The sequence below is a fragment of the Kitasatospora sp. NPDC001119 genome (assembly GCF_053598475.1).
The window spans coordinates 74,493-93,585 of the sequence record NZ_JBSFKI010000023.1 but is presented as its reverse complement, the minus strand read 5'-3'; the positions used below and the strand labels follow the sequence as shown (position 1 = coordinate 93,585).

Here is a 19,093-nt window from a genome sequence, read left to right as displayed (position 1 = left end):
ACGACCCGGAGCGGGGAGTCGGCCCGGCCGTCCGGGTGCCGGCCCGTACGACTCGACCGCCTCGGCGGCGCCCGGCGTCGTGATCATGGAGAACGGCAGCAACTTCCAGCAGGTCCGGGACCCGCAGGGCGGCCAGTGCTACCCCGGCACCGGCCCCGACACCGCCATCGCCAACCGGACCGGCGGCACCATCCTGCTCTTCCCCGACGGCAACTGTCAGACGAGAATCCTCAACCCCCTGGGGCCGGGCGAGTTCCGGCCGGACGAGAACGTCGGCAGCTTCCTGGCCCTGGACTGACCTCGCGCCACCCCCGTCCGCCCGTCCTCCGGCCCGAACACCGGAGGACGGGAGGACGGGCGCGTCCGGCCCCGCGCGCGTGCCTCAGATCGCGAGCGGGTCCGCGCACACCGCCAGGTCGTGGACCGTCGCCGCGAAGCGGGGTGCCACCGTGCCGGGGCCGAGGACGTCACGGGCCGCCGTCAGCAGCGCGTTGCGCAGCCGCCCGTGCGCGGCGAGGTAGCCGAGCTGGGTGAGCGCCGCCGACTGCAGCGCCCGTGCCCGCCGCTCCACCGGCGCCGGGACGGCCGACGGGATCGCGCAGGCGCCGACCACCGGGTCCAGCAGCAGCACCGCCCGCGCGTAGTCCGGCACCGCGCCCCCGCCGCCACCGCCCCCGCCGTCGTACGCGCGCTGCGCCGCGTCCACCGCCCGCCGCGCGCCGTCCTGTTCGGAGCCGTACCGTTCCGTGCCGTCCCGGTGCGCGCCGTCCGCGGCCGCGAGCTGCGCCCGGGCGGTGACGGCCGGCCGGGCGGCGCCCAGGGCGGTGCCGGTCAGGCGCGCCCACACCTCGCGCACGGTGCGGGAGGGGGTGTCCAGGTGGCCGGGGGCGGCGAGCAGCGGGGCGACGGCGCCCGCGTCGGGCAGGGCGCCGGCGGCGGCGCGGTGGGCGGCCAGCCACGCGGACACGTACGGGGCGCCCCACACCGGGTGCCCGTACGCGCCGAGTCCGACCTCGGCGGGGGTGCCGAAGGCGGCGGCGGTGGCGTCCAGCAGTTCGGCGCGGGCGGGGCCGGGGGCGCCGAGCAGTCCGGCGCCGGCCAGGTACACGGCGCGGTGCGCGGGCAGGTAGAGGTTCAGTTCGGCGGGGGAGGCGTGCCCGCCCGCGGGCCGCAGGACCATCCGCACCCCGGCGGCCTCGACCGCGTACAGGCCCTCCTGCCAGGGGATCCCGGTCCAGGCGGGCCAGTGGGCCCGGGGCGTCGGGGCGGACAGCGGGCCGCCGACCGTGTCGGTGGGGGCGAGGAAGTCCGGCCGGCCGGTGGAGACGGTGCGGCCGAGGTCGGAGCCGGCCAGGGCGAGCGGGCCGATGCCGAGCCGGGTGCCGTAGGCGTAGTCGACGAGGTGGGCCTGCCGGGCGCCCTCGGTGACCTGACGCAGCACCGCGTCGGCGAGGAACCCGTCGGGCGCGTACACCGCGAGGTCGGCGGGCGGTCCGGCGGGCGGGCCGGTGCGGGATCCGGTGAACAGCCCGCGCACGCCGCCGAAGTGGTCCACCCCGCTCTGGGTGTGGACCACGGCCCGCACCGGGCGGGTGTCCCCGGTGGTGGAGCGGTACAGGGCCAGGGCGGCGCGGGCCGTCTCGTACGAGCCGAGCGGGTCGATCACCAGCAGGGCGCGGGGGCCGGTGACGACGGTCAGGTTGGCGAGGTCGAAGCCGCGTACCTGGTAGAGGCCGTCGGCGACCCGGAACAGGCCCGAGGGGACGGCGAGTCGGCCCTGGCGGCGCAGCGCAGCCGCCACCGGGGAGTCGGCGTCGGCGGGGGTGTCGGAGGTGTGGAAGTCGAAGGCGTGGAAGTGCCAGACCGCCTCCTCGCCGTCCAGGGACGGCAGGGCCCGGTAGGGCGGGGCGGCGAGCAGGCCGCGTTGGGCGTTCTCGAAGTCGGCCGGGGCGTCGGGGAGTTCCTTGGCGCCGGCCAGGTTCCGTCGCGTGACGTACGCGGTCGGCTCCATGGGCACGAAGGTGTCGGCCACGGGCTTGCCCTCCTCAAGGCGTGACGGTCTCCGCGCGCTGCCCCGCGCGCGGAGACCGCCGACACTAGGGGTGACGGGCCGTATACACAACGGCAGGGGTGTGTGGAATGCGTGCGGGGTCGCGGCCGGTGCCCGGGTGCGGGGGTCCATCACCCGTTCGGGTGGCCGCGTGGCCGCTTCCGGTGCGGGCGGCGGGCGCGTGGGTAGCGTCGGGCCATGATCGCGGACCCGTCAACCATCCTGACGTGTCGACGATTTGACTTATTGTCACATCAGTTAAGAGGCATCGTCGCATGGCAGAGAAGCGCCTGAAGTCCTGGGGCAACAACCGCTCCGGCCAGCTCGGGGACGGCACCTGGGCCGACCTCCGCACCACGGCCACCACCGTCCTCGGGCTCACCAGCGCCGAGGTGGTGAAGATCGCCGCCGGCGGCGCCGGTGCGAGCCTCGGGTACGGGCTGGCCCTGCTGACGGACCGTACGGTGCAGTCCTGGGGCGTCAACGGCTCGGGCCAGCTCGGCGACGGCACCGTGTTCAGCCACAACGCCCCCGGCCAGGTGGTCGACGTCTCCGACGCCACCGACATCGCGGCCGGCGGCGCGCACAGCCTCGCCCTGCTCGCCGACGGCACCGTGGTGGCCTGGGGGCAGAACACCCACGGCCAGCTCGGCAACGGGACGAACTCCGACAGCGGCGTCCCGGTCCGGGTCGAGGGCTTGCACAAGGTCGTCGCCATCGCCGCCGGCCTCCACCACAGCCTGGCGCTGCGCGAGGACGGCACCGTGTGGGCCTGGGGCTACAACGGCAACGGCCAGCTGGGCGACGGGACTTCGGCGAGTCGCGGCCTCCCGGCACCGGTCACCGGCCTGACCGGCGTGAGCCGGATCGCCGCCGGGGCCGGCCACAACCTCGTCCTGGTCGGCAAGCCGGGCGCCGGCGCCTCGGTGAAGGCCTGGGGCTACAACGCCACCGGCCAGCTCGGCGACAACACCACCATCAACCGCTTCACCCCGGTCGCCACCCGGCCGACCTGGTCGGGCGGCGTCTCGCAGATCGCGGCCGGCTGCAACCACAGCATGGCCGTGGTCGACGACGACAGCCGCCTCAAGGCCTGGGGCCAGAACACCGCCGGCCAACTCGGCGACGGCACCACCGTCTTCCGCGTCCTGCCCGTCACCGTCCCCGGCCTGACGGACGTCCGCCTGGTGGCCGCCGGCCGGGAGCACACCGTGGCACTGTCCGGCACCAGCACCGTGCACTCCTGGGGCAGCAACGGCTCCGGCCAGCTCGGCGACGGCACCACCACCGACAGCAGCACCCCGGTGCCCACCCTCACCGCGCTCACCGGCATCGACAAGATCGCCGCACCGGTGGGCGGCGACTTCAGCCTCGCCAACTGAGGCCCCGGGCGGGCGGCGTGGCGGGTTGTGCGCTCAGAGCGGGATGACGTTCACGGCCTGCGGCCCCTTGGGTCCCTGTTCGATCTGGAACTCCACCCGCTCGCCCTCCGTCAGGGTCCGGAACCCGCCCCCGATGATGCTCGAGTAGTGGACGAAGACGTCCGGGCCGGGGATGTCCGGCGTGATGAAGCCGAACCCCTTCTCGGCGTTGAACCACTTCACGGTGCCGAAGTTGACCAGGGCCCGGCGGCCCTCCGCCGCCACCGGCCCGGGCGCGGCCCGGTTCGCGGTCGCCTGTGCGGGGGTCGCCTGTGCGGGGGTCGCCTGCGTCGGGGTCGCCTGTGCCGGGGCTGCCTGTGCCGGGGCGCAGAGCGCGATCAGGGCCGCGAGGGCGAGGAGCGGCACGCACACCACGGCCGTCACGCGGCCGCGGACAAGGGAGAGAGGGGACATCGCACACTTCCTGACGGGACGTAGTCGATCGCCCACTCACAGTGCGGGCGGGGGTCGTTCTCCCGCAAGTGCCCGGAGCGGGAAGTCGGCCCGGCCGACTTCCCGCGTCCCGGCGCCACGACGGGAACCTCAGCAGCCCCGGCCGCCCCTCCTGCCACAATGCGCGGTGAGCGTTCTCGTAGCCGCCACCATGCAGACAGTGAGGTCATCATGTCGAAGGTCAAACTGAGTACCAACCACGGCGACATCGTCCTGCGCCTCGACGCGGAGAAGGCCCCGGCGACGGTGGAGAACTTCCTCCGGTACGTCACGGACGGCTTCTACGACGGGACGGTCTTCCACCGGGTCATCGACAACTTCATGGTCCAGGGCGGCGGGATGGAGCCCGGACTGAAGCGGAAGGAGACCCGCGCGCCCATCGAGAACGAGGCCGACAACGGCCTGAAGAACGTCAAGTACTCGGTGGCGATGGCCCGCACGGGGGACCCGCACTCGGCCACCGCCCAGTTCTTCATCAACGTCGCCGACAACGACTTCCTCAACCACAGCGGCAAGAACCCCCAGGGCTGGGGCTACGCCGTCTTCGGCGAGGTGGTCGAGGGCCAGGAGGTCGTGGACGCCATCAGGGCCGTCGCCACGGGCTCCAGGGCCGGCCACCAGGACGTCCCCAAGGAGGACGTGGTCCTGGTGAAGGCCGAGGTCGTCGAGTAGGGCGGACGGGCGGGCGGGGAGCGGTCGGGAGTGGGAAGTCGGCCCGGCCGACTTCCCACTGCGCGCGGCGCGCCGGAGCAGGGCCGGGAAAGCCCGGAGGTCGGAGCGCGGAAATCCGGATGACCGCGGCCGCCGCCCCCGACAATGGCGCATGCTGACCGACCACTGGCCGCTGCTGGGCCTGCGCCTGCGCACCCCCCGCCTCGAACTGCGCCTGCCCGCCGACGACGAACTCGCCGCCCTGGCCGACCTCGCCGCCCAAGGCGTCCACGAACCGGACCGGATGCCCTTCATCGTCCCGTGGACCGACCTCCCCTCGGCCCAGCGCGCCCGCTCGGTGGTCCAGCACCACTGGCTGCGCCGGGGCAACTGGTCCCCGGACGACTGGGCGCTGAACCTGGCCGTCTTCGAGAACGGCCGGGTCGTCGGCCTGCAGACCGTCGCCGCCCGCGACTTCGCCGTCCTGCGGCAGGCCTCCACCGGCTCCTGGCTCGGCGCGCGGCACCAGCGGCAGGGCATCGGCACCGAGATGCGCGCCGCCGTCCTGCACCTGGCCTTCGCGGGCCTGGGCGCGACGGAGGCGGTGTCGGGCGCCTTCGAGGACAACCCCTCCTCGTACGCCGTGTCGCGCAAGCACGGCTACGAACCCGACGGCGTCGACCGCCACCTGGTCCGCGGGCGCGGCGTGACGGAGCGGCGGCTGAGGCTCACCCGGGAGCGCTGGCAGGCGCGGCGCGACGTCCCCGTCACCCTCGACGGGCTGGCGCCCTGCCTGCCGCTGTTCGGCCTGCCGGACGGCTGCGGCGAGGGCATTTCAGACCCCGCGTGAGTGGGGCCTTTGGGGCGGTACGGTCAGGCGATGTACACGCTGCCGCCGAACCGCACGACCACCCGCGGCTGTCCGTTCACTCGTCCGTGATCACCGGAAAGCGGCGCCGAGGCCTGGCAGACTCGACCGCATGCCCGAACAGACCCCCGTCCCGGCAGCGGACGAGGACGACGCCCTGCGCCCCTACGCGGCCCACTACCCCGACGTGGCGCGGGCCGGGTCGCTGCTGAACGCCCTTCGGGCACAAGCCGATCGGGCGGGGCTCCGGCTCGGGGGCGAGCCGGCCGCCGAGCCGGGCCGGCGCCGGACGGCGGCGCGGGTGACCACCGGGGCCCGGTTGACACGGGTCGGGATGACGGCGAGGGAGCGCAGCTTCGACGTCAGCTGCTGGGCGGGCGGAGTCCACCTGGCCACCGGCAGCACCGGCGACCTCGCCGAGGCCGCCGGGGCGGTGGCCACCTGGCAGGCGGGGGCCCGCCTCGCCGAACTCCTCGCGCGGTCGCCCTTCCTGCGGACCTGGGAACTGGCCGAGGCCCACGAACGGGGCGACGCCGTGCCGGTCCGATGGCGCCGACTGCGCGAGTCCGCCACGCACGAGCGCCGACACGAAACCGGCCTGCGGAAACTCGTCGAGGCGGCCCACGCGCAGCCGCGCCTGCGGGCCCTGTCGCCGGGCCGGAGCATGTACTGGCTCACCTTCAGCCGCCGGGCGGCGCCGCCGCTCTCCTACGACCTGCCGAGGGTCGCGCCACTCGGTGACGGCCGCTACCGGGTGCGGTTCGACGACGGGCGGCTGCAGGACGTCGACGGCGCGGAGGCGGCCGTCGCGGCGGTCGTCGATGCGCTGCCCGACGACGCCGTCCCCTCCTGAGCCGCCGACCGCTGCGAGTTCCTGGCCACCTGCCGCGCCACTGCGGTCCCCTGGCCGCCCGCGAGCGCCGTCGTCAACTACCGGGCCGGGCCGCCCTGCCCCGCCCCGCGTGCTGCGGCAAGGCGGGCGCGCGGCCTCCCGGGTGCGCGAACACCATGCGCGTCGACAAACGATGAACCGCACATGTCACGGCGTTCACCGCGCCGTCCACCGTTCGTTGACCGGCCGGCCGGATCGTTCACCACGGCGCGGAACACAGCCCGCGCAACCCACCCACGACCCACGGAATCGAGGGAGACCATGCGTATCTCCGCACGTACCGCCGCGCTGGCCGCGGTGACCGCCATCGGGCTCGGCACCATCGCCACCGGCACCGCCCAGGCCGCCCCGGCCCCCGCCCAGGCCGCCCTCTCGGCCGCCCGCAGCACCACGGTCCACCTGCACAACGGCACCGGCTGCACGCTCAACCGCACCGACTACTCGCTGTCCCACGGCATCTGGACCCAGGGCCAGGAGCCGCCGCAGTGGCTGGGCAACACCGGGGACGCCGTCTTCCAGTCGGAGAGCAACGGCTTCATGACCGGCACCGAGGGCTCGGTGACGTTCCAGGCGTCCAACTGCGAGGAGGGCTGGCGCAACGGCGCGGCCGTCAGGCTGCACTGGAACAACCCCTACGTCGGCAGCAACGGCTACGACGACGACGGCACCACCCGGGGCTTCTTCCGCACCACCCACGACACCGGCGCCGGCGACAACGCCAACGTCTACTGGGGCGCCTGGAAGGCCTGACCCGGCCCCCGGGCACCGCCGGCCGACTCAGGAACCGACCCCCCTCCGCACGTGCCGGATGAACGGTGCCCCGCGACTGGATGCCGAACGGCCCGGACAGCCCGGGCCGTTCGGCACCCGGAGCGACGGTCAGGTGCCCCGGTGCCCCGGTGCCCCGGTGCCCCGGTGCCCTGGGGAAGGGAAGCGTTCCAGGACTTCCCCGCCGAGCACTGGGTCCACCCTCGGACCACGAACCCCGTAGGGTCGACCTTCGCCGCCGTGCGCCCGCGCACCGGGGTGGCCAAGGGGGCCCGGCTGCCGGACCGCCGGGTCGGCCGTAGTCTTCAAGTCGATCGAGTCGGCTCGGATCTCGTTGAAAGGCAGGACCAGGTCGCATGACGGGCACCGAGGACAACGACTACTGCGCGGTCTTCGTGCAGGGCGCGAGCCGACAGGACGTGACCGGGCTCGTGGCAGCAGTGCTGGGCGTCCCGGCCGACGAGTACACGGTCCGGTTCGGTGACCTGGAGCTCGACATCCAGCCCAACCCCGACGCCGGACTGGCCGACGAGTTCGTCGGCTGGCCACTCAAGATCGACGTGGAGGGGCGGCGGGCCACCATGGTGGATGCCGTCTCCCGATTCCTCACAGCGGCGTGGGACGCCGGATACCAGGCCGTTGCCGCCTGCGACTTCGAGAGCGAGCTCCCCGAACTGGGCGGATACCCCCGCTACCGCGTCTGACCGGATCAGCTGATTCACAGGTACCGACGGCTGCTCCCGGCCGGTCGCTCGCCCACCTGCCGGCGGCCTCGGAACGCCGTCCGGTGACCGTCCCGCACGGCCCGGCCGCGGAGGTGTTCCAACGCGCCCTCGACGCCCTGCTGCCGGCGGGCCCGTCGCCGCTGCGCGCCGTCCTGGCCGGACCGGGACTGCCCGCCCCCGACAGCGGGGCCGACATCCTCCTCGTGCCGACCCACCCCCGGACGGGAGCCTGGGCCCCGCCCGCTCAGGCCTCCCACGCGTACCCGGTGCCGCTGCCGGTCGGGGTGTGGCGGTGGCTGGCCTTCCCCGAGCCGCACCTGCCCGTCCCCGCGTCGGGTGGCATGCCCGACGGCGTCCTGCGCGACGACCCGCCCGCTCCGTGCGCCCGTTACCCCTTCCGGGCCGACGAGGGCGTGTTCCGGCACACCCTGGCCCGGCTGCCTGCCGTCCGCAGCCCGTGGCTGCGGGAGATCCTGGAGAACCTCGACCGGCACATGCGCGCGGGCCTCTTCTGACCGCCGTCCGGGCCGTCACGTTCCGAACCCGGATGACGCGGGCCGCACCGGGCCCGGATCGGGAGGCCGGCCGGTGTCCTTTCCCCACCACGGGCGTTGAACGGGCGGGCGTCATGGGGGCGCCCTTTCCGACAGCCGTTGCCGCGACCGGCCGACCGGCCGGTGCGGCGACCGGGAAGGAGACGAGCATGGCCACGTACAACACGGAGATCTACACGGGCGGCGGGGGCTGGCAGGCGGACGAGCCCCTCACCCTCAACATCGCCAACCGTGGGCAGGCCGTCGGTGACGGCACTCCCTCGACGGGGACCACGGTCACCTGGACCAGCCCCGACGCGGGGGCGGGCAACGTCACCTTCTTCGACGACGGCAACAGCTTCCGGGGCACGGCCCAGTTCCCGGGCGAGGGCCCCGTCGAGTACCGGGGCTCCCTGGCCGACTGAACGGCGACCGCGCAGGCCCCTGGCCCGGACGGACCCTCGCGCCGGTGAGCGCGAGGGTCCGTCATCCGGTTCCGTCCCCGCTCCGGTCCCGCGACGAGGCGCTGCCACGGCGTCCCGCCCGCTGCTCCGCGCTCCGATCCCCCTGGTGGCCAAGGCCGGAGGCGGGTCGGGGCCGACGCCGCCGTTCCGGTGGGGCGGGGGAGGAGTAGGAAGTCGACTGGGCCGACTTCCTACTCCGGAGCGCCGCTCAGCGGCGCGCGCGTTCGTGGTGGACGAGGCCGGCGCCCGTGCAGGTGGGGGTGAATCCGGCCTTGGCGAGGACCCGGCCGGAGGCGGGGTTGGCCTCCCGGTGGACGGCGAGCACCCGGGCGGGCAGGCCGTCGCCGGTGAGGAACTGCCGTACGGCGGCGGTGGCGTGGCCGCTGCCCCGGGCGTCCTCGCGCACGACGTAGCTGAGCCGGCCGGTGCCGCGGCCGGGGTCGAGCCGGAGCCGGACGACGCCGAGCAGGTCCCCGCCCACCTCGATGCCGCGAACGAGGAGCCCGGGGTCCGTGGCGGCCTCGCGGACGTAGGCGAGGGCCTGGACGCCGGTCATCGCGCCGAACCACACATCCGTGGCGGACCCGTCGGCATGGATGCGGCGAACCGACTCGGCGTCGCCGTCGGCCAGTTCACGCAGCCGCAGCACCGGAGCGGGCCGCCGTATCAGGCGAAGACGAGGCGGAAGACCTGGTTGTAGACGAAGAAGCCGCCGGGCTGGCCGGGGATCGGCTGCAGGTTGAAGGTCTCGGTGAACTGCATCGGCTTGTCGAAGGCGTTGTCGATGGCGAGGTTGCCGGTCACCGTGACCAGGACGCCGCCGCCCGGGGCGGGCTGGGCGTCGGAGGAGGTGACGCTGTGCTTGACGACGGCGAGTTCGGGCCTGCTGATCGCCTCGATGATGCCCGCCTGCCCCTGGACCTGCTTGCCCTCCCAGGTGAGCATCGACTCGGGGCGGTAGAGGCTCGCCAGGTTGTTGCGAGTGGCGCTGCCGCCGTCGAAGGTCGTGTAGTAGTGCCCGACGAACGAGTTCGCAATGCTGTTGAAATCCATGAATGGAACGTAGCGATCCGATCGCCGTCGGCACTCGAATTGCACAGTAATCGGCGTGCTCCGGTCGCCGGTGTGGTAGCGAGTGGGAAGTCGGCCTGGCCGACTTCCCACTCCGGCGCGGCCGTTCTAGCAGGGGCTGAGCCAGTAGACCCAGCCCCAGGGAGCCGCGCGGTCCTCGCTGTAGCCGCCGGGCGAGGTCCAGCCGACGTTGCCGTCGGCGCCGTAGAACCTGGCGTACAGCGTGGACCGCTGGTTGTTGATCCACGATCCGGTCCCGGTCCAGTAGATGCGGACCGGGTAGTTGCAGGTGAACAGGCGCAGTTCCTCGCCCGTGAAGTTCGTGCCGCTGTACGCGCACACGTAGGTGTACGGGCAGCCCGAGGACAGGGCGGGGGAGTCGGCCTTGGCGGCGAGGTCGCGGGCCCGCTCCTCCCCGGGCAGCGGGAGCAGCAGCTCGCCGCCGGGCAGGGCGATCTTGTTGACGGCCACCTGGCTCGCCCCGGGGGTCTTGGCGAGGTAGTCGTCGACCCGGTCCTGCAGGCTCCTGGCCTGGGCACCGCTCAGCCCCAGGTCCCGGGCCTGCGCCGAGAAGCCGGCCTGGCCGGCGCCCGTGCCGCCCGCGCCGGTGGCGGCGGACGCGGCCGGGGCGACGCACACCGCCAGGGCGGCCGCGACGGCGAAGGGCACCGCGAGCAGACGCTTCTTCATGGTTCCCGCTTTCAGGCGTTTCAGCATGAAACCTCCTTGTAGGGGTCCTTCGGAAGCCCATCCTGTCCGGGCGCGGAAGCGGGGGTCTTGTAGGAATGCGTACGGCCGCTTGGCACCGGGGCGCGTGGAGCCGTGATCACGTGGCCAGGAAAAAGGGTTGGACGGGACGAGGCCCGGGCTTGTAGCTTGCAGTCGACCGTGACACCGCCCGAGGAGGTGAGACCCATGACCGCAGTACCGATATGGGTGCTCCCCTTGGGGTTCACGGCCGGCGACTGACGCAGGGTGTCGCCGGGAGCGCCGCGATGAGCAGGCAACTCCCGAAAGGCCACACCGATGCACTCTTCCCAGCCCCTTCACTTCACCGCCGAGTCCACGGCGGACGGCATGACCGAACGCGACTTCACCGTGGGCGGCGTCCCCGGTGTGCTCTGGTCACCCGCCTCCCCTGCCACCGGCGCCGGTCGCGCACCCCTGGTCCTGATGGGCCACGGCGGCGGCGCCCACAAGAAGCACCCCTCCATGGCGGGCCGGGCGCGGCTCCTGGCGGCCGGCTGCGGCTTCCACGTCGCCGTCCTCGACGCACCCGGTCACGGCGACCGGCCGCGCAGCGCGCAGGACGAGGCGGACATCGCCGAACTGCGCGCGGCGCAGGCGGCGGGCGAGCCGGAGGGCCCGGTCGTCGTCCGCTACAACGCCCGCCTGGCCGAGCTCGCCGTACCCGAGTGGCAGGCGGCGCTGGACGCCCTCCAGGAGCTGCCGGAGGTCGGCGCCGACGGGCCGGTGGGCTACGTCGGCATCGCCATGGGCACCGCGCTCGGCGTGCCGTTGGTGGCGGCCGAGCCCAGGATCACGGCCGCGGTCTTCGGGCTGATGTGGCCCGACGCCCTGGTCGAGCAGGCGCGGCGGATCACCGTCCCGATCGAGTTCGCCATGCAGTGGGACGACGAGCGCATCCCGCGCGAGGCCGCCCTCGCACTCTTCGACGCCTTCGCCTCGACGGAGAAGACACTGCACGCCAACGCGGGCAAGCACTTCGACTTCCCCAGGTCCGAGGCCGACAGCGCGGCCCGCTTCCTCACCCGGCACCTCGCCCGGACGGCCACCTCGCCGGCGTGACGTGCGCGGTCGCGGCGCCCGGCGTGCCGGCCGGGCGCCGCGACCCCCGGCAGCATCGCCCCGACGAACGGCTCGGACGCTCCCGGGGCGGTCCGACCTCCGAGAGCCAACAAACAGTGCCGGAACAGCCGAAACCGCACTCTGACGACGACCTCCCTGTGAGCTCGCCCGCCATGAGGGCTACTGCGCCCACTTCGACGAGGGCGGCGAGTCCCGCGCAGGCGTGGCGGGGGTTCTACGCGGAGGACGCGCTGCTCACCTTCGAAGGCCAGCAGGTCCAGGGACGACAGGCCATCGAGGCGAAGCTTCGGGACCTGAGCAACGTCGACAGCCAGCGGCTGTCCGACGGGGGCGTGCTCACCGTTGTCGTCGGCAAGCTCGGATTCGACGACTCGGCCGTCGACTTCACCGAGACCTTCGTGCAGACGCTCACCGGCAACCACCTCTCCCTCAGCCACCACGTCTTCCGGCTGGCTTTCTCGCCCGCCTGGCGGAGGTGGCTCTGGAGCCGAGCCGCACCTGGGCGCGGACGGCCGCTGCCGCCCGCTGCCCCCGGCCGTCACGCCGCGACTGCGGGCGGACCGCCCGCAGTTGGAGTCCGTGGGGGAGAAGACCCGCCTCCCGCGAATCGAACCGGGACCCGGCCCCGCACAGGAGCGGGGGAGGGCCCGGCCGGAGGGGTCCGTAAGGGCGTGCGGCCCGCAGCCATGGACGGCGGAGCGGGAAGTCGGCGGGGCCGACTTCTCACGCGAGGCGTTCGGGGGCGGCGGTGAGGCGCCGGCCGTCGTGGGAGCGGACGCGGGCGGGGCCGGGGTGCAGGGCGTCGAGGACGCGGACGGCGTAGACCTCGGCCATGCCGTCGGCGACCTCGTCGGGGGTCAGCCAGGCGATGGCGGTGGACTCGGAGGAGAGCCGTTCGGCGCCGCCGGCGGGGTGGCAGCGGAAGACCAGGGCGACGACGCCACGGGCCATGTTCTTGTAGACGCCCGTGAGTTGGTCGACGCCGACCTCGATGCCGGTCTCCTCTCGGATCTCGCGGCACAGGCCGTCCTCGACGGTCTCGGCGAGTTCGAGGACGCCGCCCGGCGGCTCCCAGGCGCCGTTGTCGGCCCGCCGGATCGCCAGCACGCGCCCGTCCTCGCGGACGACCACTCCCGCGACGGACACGGAGTGGAGCGCTGCGGGGGAGGGATCGGCGGCGCCGTCCCCGCAGCCGTTCTGGCCGCCGCTGTTCATGGTGGTGCCCTCCTGGTTGAGCGGTGGAGCAGGAAGTCGGCGGGGCCGACTTCCTATGCGCGGGCCGGGTCGGTGGGGATGGTGTTGCCCCGGGACCAGAGTTCCTCGATGTGCTCGGCGAAGCGGTCGAACATGCCGTTCTCCTCGCTGCGTCGCAGGTGCATCAGCGGGGAGTCGTGGCCGACGGTGCGGGCCAGGTGCGGGGTGACCAGGGCGTGTTCGTCGAAGCGGAAGACGGACAGGCCGATGTGGTTCGGGCCGTCCTCCGGGGAGCTGAAGCGCGCCTCGACGCCCTGGCTGCCGGAGAGCTTGGCCAGGTGCTCCAGCGTGACCCGGATCCGGGTGGACACGGTGAGGGCCACGTCCTCGATCTGCTCCCGCCGGCGCGTCGTCCCGGACTCGGGATCGCCGAGGAGGAAGCGGATGCGGCAGCCGCTCTCGGCCTTGCGCCGCAGGGTCTGGAGGAGGTCGGGCTGCTCCAGCCAGACGAAGTAGTTGGTGTACCCGGCGAGGAAGACCTCGGACCGCGCCTCGGCGATCAGCTGCGCCCAGACCGACTGAGGGCAGACCGACCGGTGCGGATAGACGGCGAACACCTCCCGGTCGTGCCCGGTCTTGACGTTCGCCCGGACGCTGTTGGGCCAGATCACTCGTTCATCAACCCCTGAAGCCGCGCAGACATCGATACGGTTCCGCTGATGCGGCACCAGCGCCGCGTCGGAGAGCCGGCGTTCCACTGTCCCAGGCGTAAGAAGCCGTTGGCGGGTCTCCTGGAGGAGCGGGAGCCGGCCGCGCGCGAGCGCGTGGAGGGGCTTCGGGAGGCGGCGGACCGGGTACTCGCTGAGCTCGCCGAAGCGGAGACGGCCCGGACAGGCAGGTGAAGCCGGCCCGGAAGCCGGTGATTCCTCCGGGCCGGTGCCCGCGACGAACGCTCCCGCAGGAGTCTCCCTGCCGAGGGCCCGCGCGATCGGGCTCGATCGTCCCGGTGTGGCGTCCCGCGCTTTCCACGGACGCGCTCGCTCCCCACCGCCAGCGCGTCCTCGCCACGCTCACCGGGCAAGCATCCGGCGGGAAGCCGGTGATGTCCTGTCAGAAGATCAACTTCCGTACTCGGACTGGAGCCGGTTCCGGCTAGTGTGGAAGGAGTTCGATCGAGGATGAAGCGGCCGGCCGACCGGGGGTGGGCCGACGAGCCCGCCCCGGGACGGTCCACGCTCGCCGCCGGGCCGGCCGGCGGCTCATGGGCCTCGTCATCGGCCACGGCACCATCCGCTCACGCACGGCGGGGCAGCGAATCGTCTCGTCCTCGCGTGATCGCCAACGAAAGAGCAACCGATGCAACCGATTGTCCTGTTCGACCTGGACGGCCTCTTGATCGACTCCGAGCCGGTCTGGGACGCGGCAAAGCGTGACGTGTTCGGTCCGCTTGGCCTGCACCTCACAACGGAGATGCAGGCGGCGACGCGCGGGCTGCGGCAACGGGACATGGTGGCCTACTGGTTCGATCGGGCCACGATTCAAGCCGACCCCGACGACGTCGAGCAGCAGATCGTGGCCGCCGTGTGCCGCAGGTTGGAGGAAGTGGCGCTGAAACCCGGCGCCGAACACGCCGTCGCGGCGTGCGCGCGCGCATCGAGGGGGATGGCCGTCGTGTCGTCTTCGCCGGAGTCGGTGATTCGGCATGCGCTCGCGAGCACCGGCCTTGACCGATCCTTCGATGCCGTGTTCTCGGCCGAAGACGACGAACACGGCAAGCCCCACCCGGGCGCCTATCTCCGCGCAGCCGCCGCCCTCGGCGCGTCACCCGACGAATGCATCGTGATCGAGGACTCGCTCAACGGCGTCCTCGCCGGCGTGTCAGCCCAGATGACGGTCGTCGCCGTTCCCGAGGCCGCTGATCGCCGCGATCCTCGCTTCGCGATTGCCACGCTGGTACTGGAGTCCCTCAAGGATCTCGACACCTCCGTATTCGGCGCGTATGTGTCCGGGGGGAGCCGGGACGCCACGTGGGCATCGCGTGCTGTGGATCCTCAACCGTTCCGCGAACCGGATCGTGCTGTATGACGCCCTCGACCGTGGGTTCGGGCCTTCACGGGTGAAGGCCCGAACCCACCCCGGGACGGTTCACGCTCGCCGCCGCTTCACCCGGTTGTGGGCGCCTCCTTGGAGGTGATCGGGGTGGCGGCCGACGGCCTGGCAGGATGACGGCATGGAACGAGTGCTCGGCATCGGTGGATACTTCCTGCGGGCCGCCGACCCGGCGGCGCTGGGCGCCTGGTACCGCGACTGCCTGGGGCTGGACGCCGACGAGCACGGCCTGTGGCAGCAGGAAGCCGGGCCGACGGTGTTCGCGGCGTTCGAGTCCGGGACCGACTACTTCGGGCCCCGTAGCCAGCAGACCATGCTCAACTTCCGCGTCCGCGACCTGGGGGCGATGCTCGCCCAGCTGCGCGCCAAGGGGGCCGACGTGGCCGGGGAGACCCAGGAGATGGACGGCGTCGGCCGGTTCGGCTGGGTCACCGACCCCGAGGGCAACCGCATCGAGCTCTGGCAGCCCGCCTGACCGCGCCGCCCGCGGACACGCCTCCGGCCCGGCGCGGGAGTCCGCGCCGGGCCGGAGGCATGTCCACTGTCCCTGCGGCTACTTCGGGGTGTACCAGCTGAACTCGAGGACGGTGTCGTTGTAGTCGGCGTCGTCGCCGTTCTCGGCGACGAGCACCATCAGGTTGTAGGCGCCGATCTCGTACGGGCCACCGGAGTTGAGCCTGCTCGGCTTGAAGACGCCGTCGCCATCGCTGAACTCGAAGACGGCAGTGAGGCCGGCCTGCCCGGTGATGGTCTGCTGGCCGATGACGGCGTTGTGCTCGCCGGTCCCGCTGAACGCCAGGTCGACGACGCCATCCTTGCTGGTGAGCCGCACCTTCTGGACGTTGGACGAGTTGGTCTTGGCCTTGACGGCGACCTTGGCGCCGGCGGGCAGGCTGATCTCGGCGGTGTTGCCCTTGGCGAAGACGTAGGCGTCGGACATGGGATTCCTTCGTTCCGGAGGGAGTTCTCGTGGTGATCACCGCTCACGCTAGCCGCGCCGCGATCGATTCCAAGGAACTCCGTTCCGGAATAACACTTTCGAGGGAACGATCTTGACATCGGGCGCCAAGTGCCAACCCCCGCAAGGGAGGTGGGGTTCTCTGGGGGTTCCTCTCGGGGGCAACCCGGATGTCGGCCCGGGCCGCCAGGCCGGACACTCGGTCCATGCGCATCACACGGGCCGGTTGGGCCGTCATGACGGTGCTCGCCACTCTCATCGCCGTGGTCTCCGCCAAGTACTTCAGCTTCGACCCCGCGGGGTTCTTCGAGCAGCAGCGCGCCACCTACCTGCGCCACGAAGTCCCGCTCTACATCCACATCTTCGGCGCGATCACCGCACTCGCGGTCGGGCCCTGGCAGTTCTCCGCCCGTCTGCGCGAGCGCCGGCCGCGCCTGCACCGCCGGATCGGCGTCGTCTACCTGCTCGGCTGCCTGGTCGGCGGGGTGGGCGCGCTGCTGCTGGCGCCCGTCGCGTACGGGGGAGCGGTCGCGAGGCTCGGCTTCGTCGGCCTGGCCGTGGCCTGGCTGGTGACCGGCAACGCCGGGCTGCGGGCGATCCTCGACGGCCGGGTGGCCGACCACCGCCACTGGATGATCCGCAGCTTCGCGCTCACCTTCGCCGCCGTCACGCTGCGCCTGATGCTGGTCGCCGCGACGGCCGCGCATCTGGACTTCCGCACCTCCTACACCGCCATCGCCTGGCTGTGCTGGGTGCCCAACCTGCTGCTGGCCTGCTGGTTCACCCGCCCCCGCCGCGCCGTCGCGGAGGTGGTGGCAGGTCAGTAGGGGTGCTTGTCGGGCCTGGCCCTCCACGCGTCGTACGCGGGCTTGCCGAGTTCGGGGCAGAACTGCACCATGCGGATGCTCCGCTCCTCGATGGGCTTCTTGAAGTCGTCGTACTGGTACTCGTCGCTGAACCCGATGTCCTGGGTGTCCTGCAGGTCCTGGCTGAAGTAGACGGCGTCGAACCGGGACCAGTAGATGGCGCTCATGCACATCGGGCACGGCTGGCCGCTGGTGTAGATCTCGCAGCCCTTGAGCATCCGGGCGCGGAACGGCTCCTTGTCCGACGGCTCGCTCGGGATGAGTTCCAGCGTGCTCTCCCGCTCGGCGACGGTGGGCTTCCCGGTGTCGGGCGCAGGGGAGCCGGCGGCGGCGGGGGAGTCGGAGCAGGCGGCGACCAGGCGGACCCCGGCGCCGAGTGCGAGGCGGCGCGGGGCGTCGCGCCGGCCGATGACGCGGGCCGCGGCGTTGAACTGCCGGAACGTGCCGAGGTGACGGTCGCCCGCGTTTCCCCCGTGGACGGCTTCCTTGATCGAACCGGGGGATTCCGGCCCCGGCTAGCCCGGTCGGGCAGCGGTGTTCCCCCGCCCGGGTAGCCGGTACGGCGGGCCTCCGCGCCGGAGTCGGGGGTTCGGGTACGGATCGGGCTCGACGCGGGGAACGGCCCCGCGTCGACGCACCCCGAGCCGCAACCCTCAGGAGCCTCCGTGGCCCGTATGAAGCCCCTCGTCCTGACCGCCCTCGCCGTCGCCGTCACCGGTGTCCTGGCCACGGGCACCGTGGCCGCCGTCGCCGACGGCAAGCCCAGCCACAAGCCCGTCGGAGAGCCCGTCGGCGAGCCGGCGGGCAAGCCCGTGGGCAAGCCCAACGTCAAGCCGACCGTCGTCGTCCCGCACGACCCGGCCGCCGTCAGCCCCGCACTGATGGCCGCGCACGACCAGGTCGTCGGCGACTGGATCGACGTGGCCCCCGGGGACAACGGGGTCGCCATCGTCAGCTGTCCGTCCGGGGAGGTGCCCACCGGCGGTGGCGGCCAGACCAGCGCCTTCCGGATCTTCGTCACCGACTCCTACGCGACCGACAACTCCTGGGTCGTGCGCGGCACCAACACCGGCACCGGGACCGAGTCCATCCGCGCGACCGCCGTCTGCACCGCGCTCTGACCTTCCGGCCGGCCCTCCGGCCGCACCCGTACGACGAACGGCCCGGGCCCGGGCGGTGGTTGCCAGGGCCCGGGCCGTTGCGTCGCCCGGCTACTTCGGCGCCGGCAGCAGCCCCAGGTCCGAGACCGGCCCGAGGTGGGCGAGCTTGTCGGGGTTGGACACGGCGTGGACGGACCGCACCGCGCCGTCGGCGTCGATGTCCAGCTCGATGACGCCGGCCACGCGCTGCTCCGCGTCGTACACCACCGCGCCCGGGCGGCCGTTGACCCGGGCCGGGACGAGGCGCGCGCCCAGGCGGCGGACCCGGCGCAGGCCGCCGACGAGCAGCTGGGCGACGCGGCGCGGGTCGGTGAGGGAGTGGGCGAGTGCGCGGGCCTTGCCGCCGCCGTCGCCCTGGAACACCACGTCGGGGGCGAGCATGCCGAGCAGGGCGTCCAGGTCGCCGCCCTCGGCGACTTCGAAGAAGCGGCGGGCCAGCTCCTCGCCCTCCGCGCGGCGGGCCGGGGCCGGGGCGACGGCTTCGTCCTCGCGCGCCGCGGGCGCCAGGCGCTTCCTGGCGCGGGCGAGGATCTGACGGCAGTTCGCCTCGCTCTTCCCCACCATCTCGGCGACCTCCGGGTAGCCGTACCCGAAGGCCTCGCGCAGCGTGAACACCGCGCGCTCGACCGGCGAGAGGGCCTCCATCAGCACCAGGAACGCCATCGACAGGGTGTCCGCCAGCTCGGCGTGCTCGGCCGGGCCGGGCCGCTCGGCGGTGGTGACGAGGGGCTCGGGCAGCCACTGGCCGACGTAGGCCTCGCGGCGCACCCGGGCGGAGGTGAGGTGGTTGATGCCCAGGCGGGTGACGGCCGTGGTCAGGTACGCCTTGGGGTCGGCGATCGCGGTGCCGGCCCGGTCGGCGCGGGTGAAGCCGAGGAAGGCGTCCTGGACGAGGTCCTCGGCGTCGCCGACCGAACCCGTCATCCCGTACGCGATGGAGAACAGCAGCGGACGGTACCCGGCCGCACCTTCCGCACCTGCCGTACCCGTCATGTGGACCCCCCCGCCTGCCCCGCGACCGTGGCCAGCAGGCTATCCGAGGCCCGCCGGAGCCCACCGGCGGGTGGTGTGGCGCAGGTC

At 73.3% G+C, this 19,093-nt stretch carries 24 protein-coding genes and 1 pseudogene; 15 read left to right on the top strand and 10 right to left on the bottom strand.

Annotation, left to right across the window (positions count from 1 at the left end; all coding sequences use genetic code 11):
• The first annotated feature begins 85 nt into the window (after positions 1-85).
• Positions 86-298: a hypothetical protein gene (locus ACWDD9_RS27015; RefSeq protein WP_388048907.1), complete on the top strand. Its 213-nt coding sequence runs from the start codon at positions 86-88 to the stop codon at positions 296-298.
• 84 nt (positions 299-382) lie between these two features.
• On the opposite strand, the gene ACWDD9_RS27010 is transcribed toward ACWDD9_RS27015, so the two are convergent.
• Positions 383-2,032: a hypothetical protein gene (locus ACWDD9_RS27010; RefSeq protein ID WP_449812910.1), complete on the bottom strand. Its 1,650-nt coding sequence runs from the start codon at positions 2,030-2,032 to the stop codon at positions 383-385.
• A 293-nt stretch (positions 2,033-2,325) separates the two neighbouring features.
• Here ACWDD9_RS27010 and ACWDD9_RS27005 point away from each other — a divergent pair, with 293 nt between their 5' ends.
• On the top strand, positions 2,326-3,432 hold the full coding sequence (locus ACWDD9_RS27005; protein WP_387820902.1) for an RCC1 domain-containing protein: 1,107 nt from the start codon (positions 2,326-2,328) through the stop codon (positions 3,430-3,432).
• A gap of 33 nt (positions 3,433-3,465) precedes the next feature.
• On the opposite strand, the gene ACWDD9_RS27000 is transcribed toward ACWDD9_RS27005, so the two are convergent.
• Positions 3,466-3,672 carry a cold-shock protein gene (locus ACWDD9_RS27000; protein ID WP_049650901.1) on the bottom strand — a complete coding sequence of 69 codons (207 nt, stop codon included), beginning with the start codon at positions 3,670-3,672 and terminating at the stop codon, positions 3,466-3,468.
• A gap of 423 nt (positions 3,673-4,095) precedes the next feature.
• Between ACWDD9_RS27000 and ACWDD9_RS26995 the strand changes: the two genes are divergently transcribed.
• The 7 genes and pseudogenes from ACWDD9_RS26995 to ACWDD9_RS26965 all read left to right on the top strand — a co-directional run bounded on the left by ACWDD9_RS26995 (position 4,096) and on the right by ACWDD9_RS26965 (position 8,786).
• A complete protein-coding gene (locus ACWDD9_RS26995) occupies positions 4,096-4,596 on the top strand; it encodes a peptidylprolyl isomerase (RefSeq protein ID WP_049650895.1) in 501 nt (166 codons plus the stop codon).
• Between the two features lie 151 nt (positions 4,597-4,747).
• Positions 4,748-5,425, top strand: a complete 678-nt coding sequence (locus tag ACWDD9_RS26990) for a GNAT family N-acetyltransferase (RefSeq protein WP_449812909.1) — start codon at positions 4,748-4,750, stop codon at positions 5,423-5,425.
• A 130-nt stretch (positions 5,426-5,555) separates the two neighbouring features.
• On the top strand, positions 5,556-6,296 hold the full coding sequence (locus tag ACWDD9_RS26985; RefSeq protein WP_449812908.1) for a DUF6193 family natural product biosynthesis protein: 741 nt from the start codon (positions 5,556-5,558) through the stop codon (positions 6,294-6,296).
• 300 nt (positions 6,297-6,596) lie between these two features.
• A complete protein-coding gene (locus ACWDD9_RS26980) occupies positions 6,597-7,085 on the top strand; it encodes a hypothetical protein (RefSeq protein WP_449812907.1) in 489 nt (162 codons plus the stop codon).
• Positions 7,086-7,459: 374 nt separating this feature from the next.
• Positions 7,460-7,807 (top strand): hypothetical protein, encoded by a 348-nt coding sequence (locus ACWDD9_RS26975; RefSeq protein WP_449812906.1) that lies wholly within the window; start codon positions 7,460-7,462, stop codon positions 7,805-7,807.
• 29 nt (positions 7,808-7,836) lie between these two features.
• Positions 7,837-8,343 (top strand): annotated as a pseudogene (locus ACWDD9_RS26970) (hypothetical protein); the annotation flags it as partial.
• A gap of 188 nt (positions 8,344-8,531) precedes the next feature.
• On the top strand, positions 8,532-8,786 hold the full coding sequence (locus ACWDD9_RS26965) for a hypothetical protein (protein ID WP_049650890.1): 255 nt from the start codon (positions 8,532-8,534) through the stop codon (positions 8,784-8,786).
• A 247-nt stretch (positions 8,787-9,033) separates the two neighbouring features.
• On the opposite strand, the gene ACWDD9_RS26960 is transcribed toward ACWDD9_RS26965, so the two are convergent.
• From ACWDD9_RS26960 to ACWDD9_RS26950, 3 genes are all read right to left on the bottom strand, one after another.
• Entirely contained in the window at positions 9,034-9,474 is a 441-nt protein-coding gene (locus tag ACWDD9_RS26960) for a GNAT family N-acetyltransferase (RefSeq protein WP_375874298.1), read from the bottom strand.
• Between the two features lie 17 nt (positions 9,475-9,491).
• Positions 9,492-9,878: a nuclear transport factor 2 family protein gene (locus ACWDD9_RS26955; RefSeq protein WP_449812905.1), complete on the bottom strand. Its 387-nt coding sequence runs from the start codon at positions 9,876-9,878 to the stop codon at positions 9,492-9,494.
• Between the two features lie 126 nt (positions 9,879-10,004).
• Positions 10,005-10,613 (bottom strand): peptidase inhibitor family I36 protein, encoded by a 609-nt coding sequence (locus ACWDD9_RS26950; RefSeq protein ID WP_449812904.1) that lies wholly within the window; start codon positions 10,611-10,613, stop codon positions 10,005-10,007.
• 309 nt (positions 10,614-10,922) lie between these two features.
• Here ACWDD9_RS26950 and ACWDD9_RS26945 point away from each other — a divergent pair, with 309 nt between their 5' ends.
• The gene (locus tag ACWDD9_RS26945) at positions 10,923-11,705 is read left to right on the top strand and encodes an alpha/beta hydrolase (protein WP_449812903.1); all 783 of its coding nucleotides are present in this window, start codon (positions 10,923-10,925) and stop codon (positions 11,703-11,705) included.
• 173 nt (positions 11,706-11,878) lie between these two features.
• Positions 11,879-12,478: a ketosteroid isomerase family protein gene (locus tag ACWDD9_RS26940; protein WP_449812902.1), complete on the top strand. Its 600-nt coding sequence runs from the start codon at positions 11,879-11,881 to the stop codon at positions 12,476-12,478.
• Here ACWDD9_RS26940 and ACWDD9_RS26935 read toward each other — a convergent pair.
• Positions 12,450-12,941 (bottom strand): NUDIX hydrolase, encoded by a 492-nt coding sequence (locus ACWDD9_RS26935; RefSeq protein ID WP_449812901.1) that lies wholly within the window; start codon positions 12,939-12,941, stop codon positions 12,450-12,452. The genes ACWDD9_RS26940 and ACWDD9_RS26935 overlap by 29 nt on opposite strands.
• Positions 12,942-12,994: 53 nt before the next feature.
• Positions 12,995-13,591: a DUF5919 domain-containing protein gene (locus ACWDD9_RS26930; RefSeq protein ID WP_449812900.1), complete on the bottom strand. Its 597-nt coding sequence runs from the start codon at positions 13,589-13,591 to the stop codon at positions 12,995-12,997.
• A 685-nt stretch (positions 13,592-14,276) separates the two neighbouring features.
• Between ACWDD9_RS26930 and ACWDD9_RS26925 the strand changes: the two genes are divergently transcribed.
• Positions 14,277-15,005, top strand: coding sequence for an HAD family hydrolase (locus tag ACWDD9_RS26925; protein ID WP_449812899.1), 729 nt, complete (start codon positions 14,277-14,279; stop codon positions 15,003-15,005).
• 145 nt (positions 15,006-15,150) lie between these two features.
• On the top strand, positions 15,151-15,504 hold the full coding sequence (locus ACWDD9_RS26920) for a VOC family protein (protein WP_449812898.1): 354 nt from the start codon (positions 15,151-15,153) through the stop codon (positions 15,502-15,504).
• Positions 15,505-15,582: 78 nt separating this feature from the next.
• On the opposite strand, the gene ACWDD9_RS26915 is transcribed toward ACWDD9_RS26920, so the two are convergent.
• Positions 15,583-15,969 (bottom strand): fucose-binding lectin II, encoded by a 387-nt coding sequence (locus tag ACWDD9_RS26915; protein WP_449812897.1) that lies wholly within the window; start codon positions 15,967-15,969, stop codon positions 15,583-15,585.
• 224 nt (positions 15,970-16,193) lie between these two features.
• On the opposite strand from ACWDD9_RS26915, the gene ACWDD9_RS26910 reads away from it, so the two are divergent.
• Complete coding sequence (locus ACWDD9_RS26910; protein ID WP_449812896.1) at positions 16,194-16,814, top strand: DUF2306 domain-containing protein; 621 nt, start codon at positions 16,194-16,196, stop codon at positions 16,812-16,814.
• On the opposite strand, the gene ACWDD9_RS26905 is transcribed toward ACWDD9_RS26910, so the two are convergent.
• Positions 16,808-17,071 carry a hypothetical protein gene (locus ACWDD9_RS26905; protein ID WP_449812895.1) on the bottom strand — a complete coding sequence of 88 codons (264 nt, stop codon included), beginning with the start codon at positions 17,069-17,071 and terminating at the stop codon, positions 16,808-16,810. The genes ACWDD9_RS26910 and ACWDD9_RS26905 overlap by 7 nt on opposite strands.
• 447 nt (positions 17,072-17,518) lie before the next feature.
• On the opposite strand from ACWDD9_RS26905, the gene ACWDD9_RS26900 reads away from it, so the two are divergent.
• Positions 17,519-17,974, top strand: coding sequence for a hypothetical protein (locus tag ACWDD9_RS26900; RefSeq protein WP_449812894.1), 456 nt, complete (start codon positions 17,519-17,521; stop codon positions 17,972-17,974).
• Positions 17,975-18,064: 90 nt separating this feature from the next.
• Here ACWDD9_RS26900 and sigJ read toward each other — a convergent pair whose 3' ends face one another.
• The gene (gene sigJ, locus ACWDD9_RS26895) at positions 18,065-19,006 is read right to left on the bottom strand and encodes an RNA polymerase sigma factor SigJ (RefSeq protein ID WP_449812893.1); all 942 of its coding nucleotides are present in this window, start codon (positions 19,004-19,006) and stop codon (positions 18,065-18,067) included.
• Positions 19,007-19,093: the final 87 nt, after the last annotated feature.

Excerpts from the sequence above, each read along its gene's own strand:
- ACWDD9_RS26920 (WP_449812898.1), top strand. The coding sequence starts at position 15,151 with ATGGAACGAGTGCTCGGCATCGGTGGATACTTCCTGCGGGCCGCCGAC.
- ACWDD9_RS26980 (WP_449812907.1), top strand. The coding sequence starts at position 6,597 with ATGCGTATCTCCGCACGTACCGCCGCGCTGGCCGCGGTGACCGCCATC.
- ACWDD9_RS26905 (WP_449812895.1), bottom strand. The coding sequence starts at position 17,071 with ATGCTCAAGGGCTGCGAGATCTACACCAGCGGCCAGCCGTGCCCGATG.
- sigJ (WP_449812893.1), bottom strand. The coding sequence starts at position 19,006 with ATGACGGGTACGGCAGGTGCGGAAGGTGCGGCCGGGTACCGTCCGCTG.
- ACWDD9_RS26925 (WP_449812899.1), top strand. The coding sequence starts at position 14,277 with ATGCAACCGATTGTCCTGTTCGACCTGGACGGCCTCTTGATCGACTCC.
- ACWDD9_RS26995 (WP_049650895.1), top strand. The coding sequence starts at position 4,096 with ATGTCGAAGGTCAAACTGAGTACCAACCACGGCGACATCGTCCTGCGC.
- ACWDD9_RS26945 (WP_449812903.1), top strand. The coding sequence starts at position 10,923 with ATGCACTCTTCCCAGCCCCTTCACTTCACCGCCGAGTCCACGGCGGAC.
- ACWDD9_RS27015 (WP_388048907.1), top strand. The coding sequence starts at position 86 with ATGGAGAACGGCAGCAACTTCCAGCAGGTCCGGGACCCGCAGGGCGGC.
- ACWDD9_RS26955 (WP_449812905.1), bottom strand. The coding sequence starts at position 9,878 with ATGGATTTCAACAGCATTGCGAACTCGTTCGTCGGGCACTACTACACG.
- ACWDD9_RS26985 (WP_449812908.1), top strand. The coding sequence starts at position 5,556 with ATGCCCGAACAGACCCCCGTCCCGGCAGCGGACGAGGACGACGCCCTG.
- ACWDD9_RS26910 (WP_449812896.1), top strand. The coding sequence starts at position 16,194 with ATGCGCATCACACGGGCCGGTTGGGCCGTCATGACGGTGCTCGCCACT.
- ACWDD9_RS26990 (WP_449812909.1), top strand. The coding sequence starts at position 4,748 with ATGCTGACCGACCACTGGCCGCTGCTGGGCCTGCGCCTGCGCACCCCC.
- ACWDD9_RS26935 (WP_449812901.1), bottom strand. The coding sequence starts at position 12,941 with ATGAACAGCGGCGGCCAGAACGGCTGCGGGGACGGCGCCGCCGATCCC.
- ACWDD9_RS26965 (WP_049650890.1), top strand. The coding sequence starts at position 8,532 with ATGGCCACGTACAACACGGAGATCTACACGGGCGGCGGGGGCTGGCAG.
- ACWDD9_RS26940 (WP_449812902.1), top strand. The coding sequence starts at position 11,879 with ATGAGGGCTACTGCGCCCACTTCGACGAGGGCGGCGAGTCCCGCGCAG.
- ACWDD9_RS26950 (WP_449812904.1), bottom strand. The coding sequence starts at position 10,613 with ATGCTGAAACGCCTGAAAGCGGGAACCATGAAGAAGCGTCTGCTCGCG.
- ACWDD9_RS26975 (WP_449812906.1), top strand. The coding sequence starts at position 7,460 with ATGACGGGCACCGAGGACAACGACTACTGCGCGGTCTTCGTGCAGGGC.
- ACWDD9_RS26915 (WP_449812897.1), bottom strand. The coding sequence starts at position 15,969 with ATGTCCGACGCCTACGTCTTCGCCAAGGGCAACACCGCCGAGATCAGC.
- ACWDD9_RS27005 (WP_387820902.1), top strand. The coding sequence starts at position 2,326 with ATGGCAGAGAAGCGCCTGAAGTCCTGGGGCAACAACCGCTCCGGCCAG.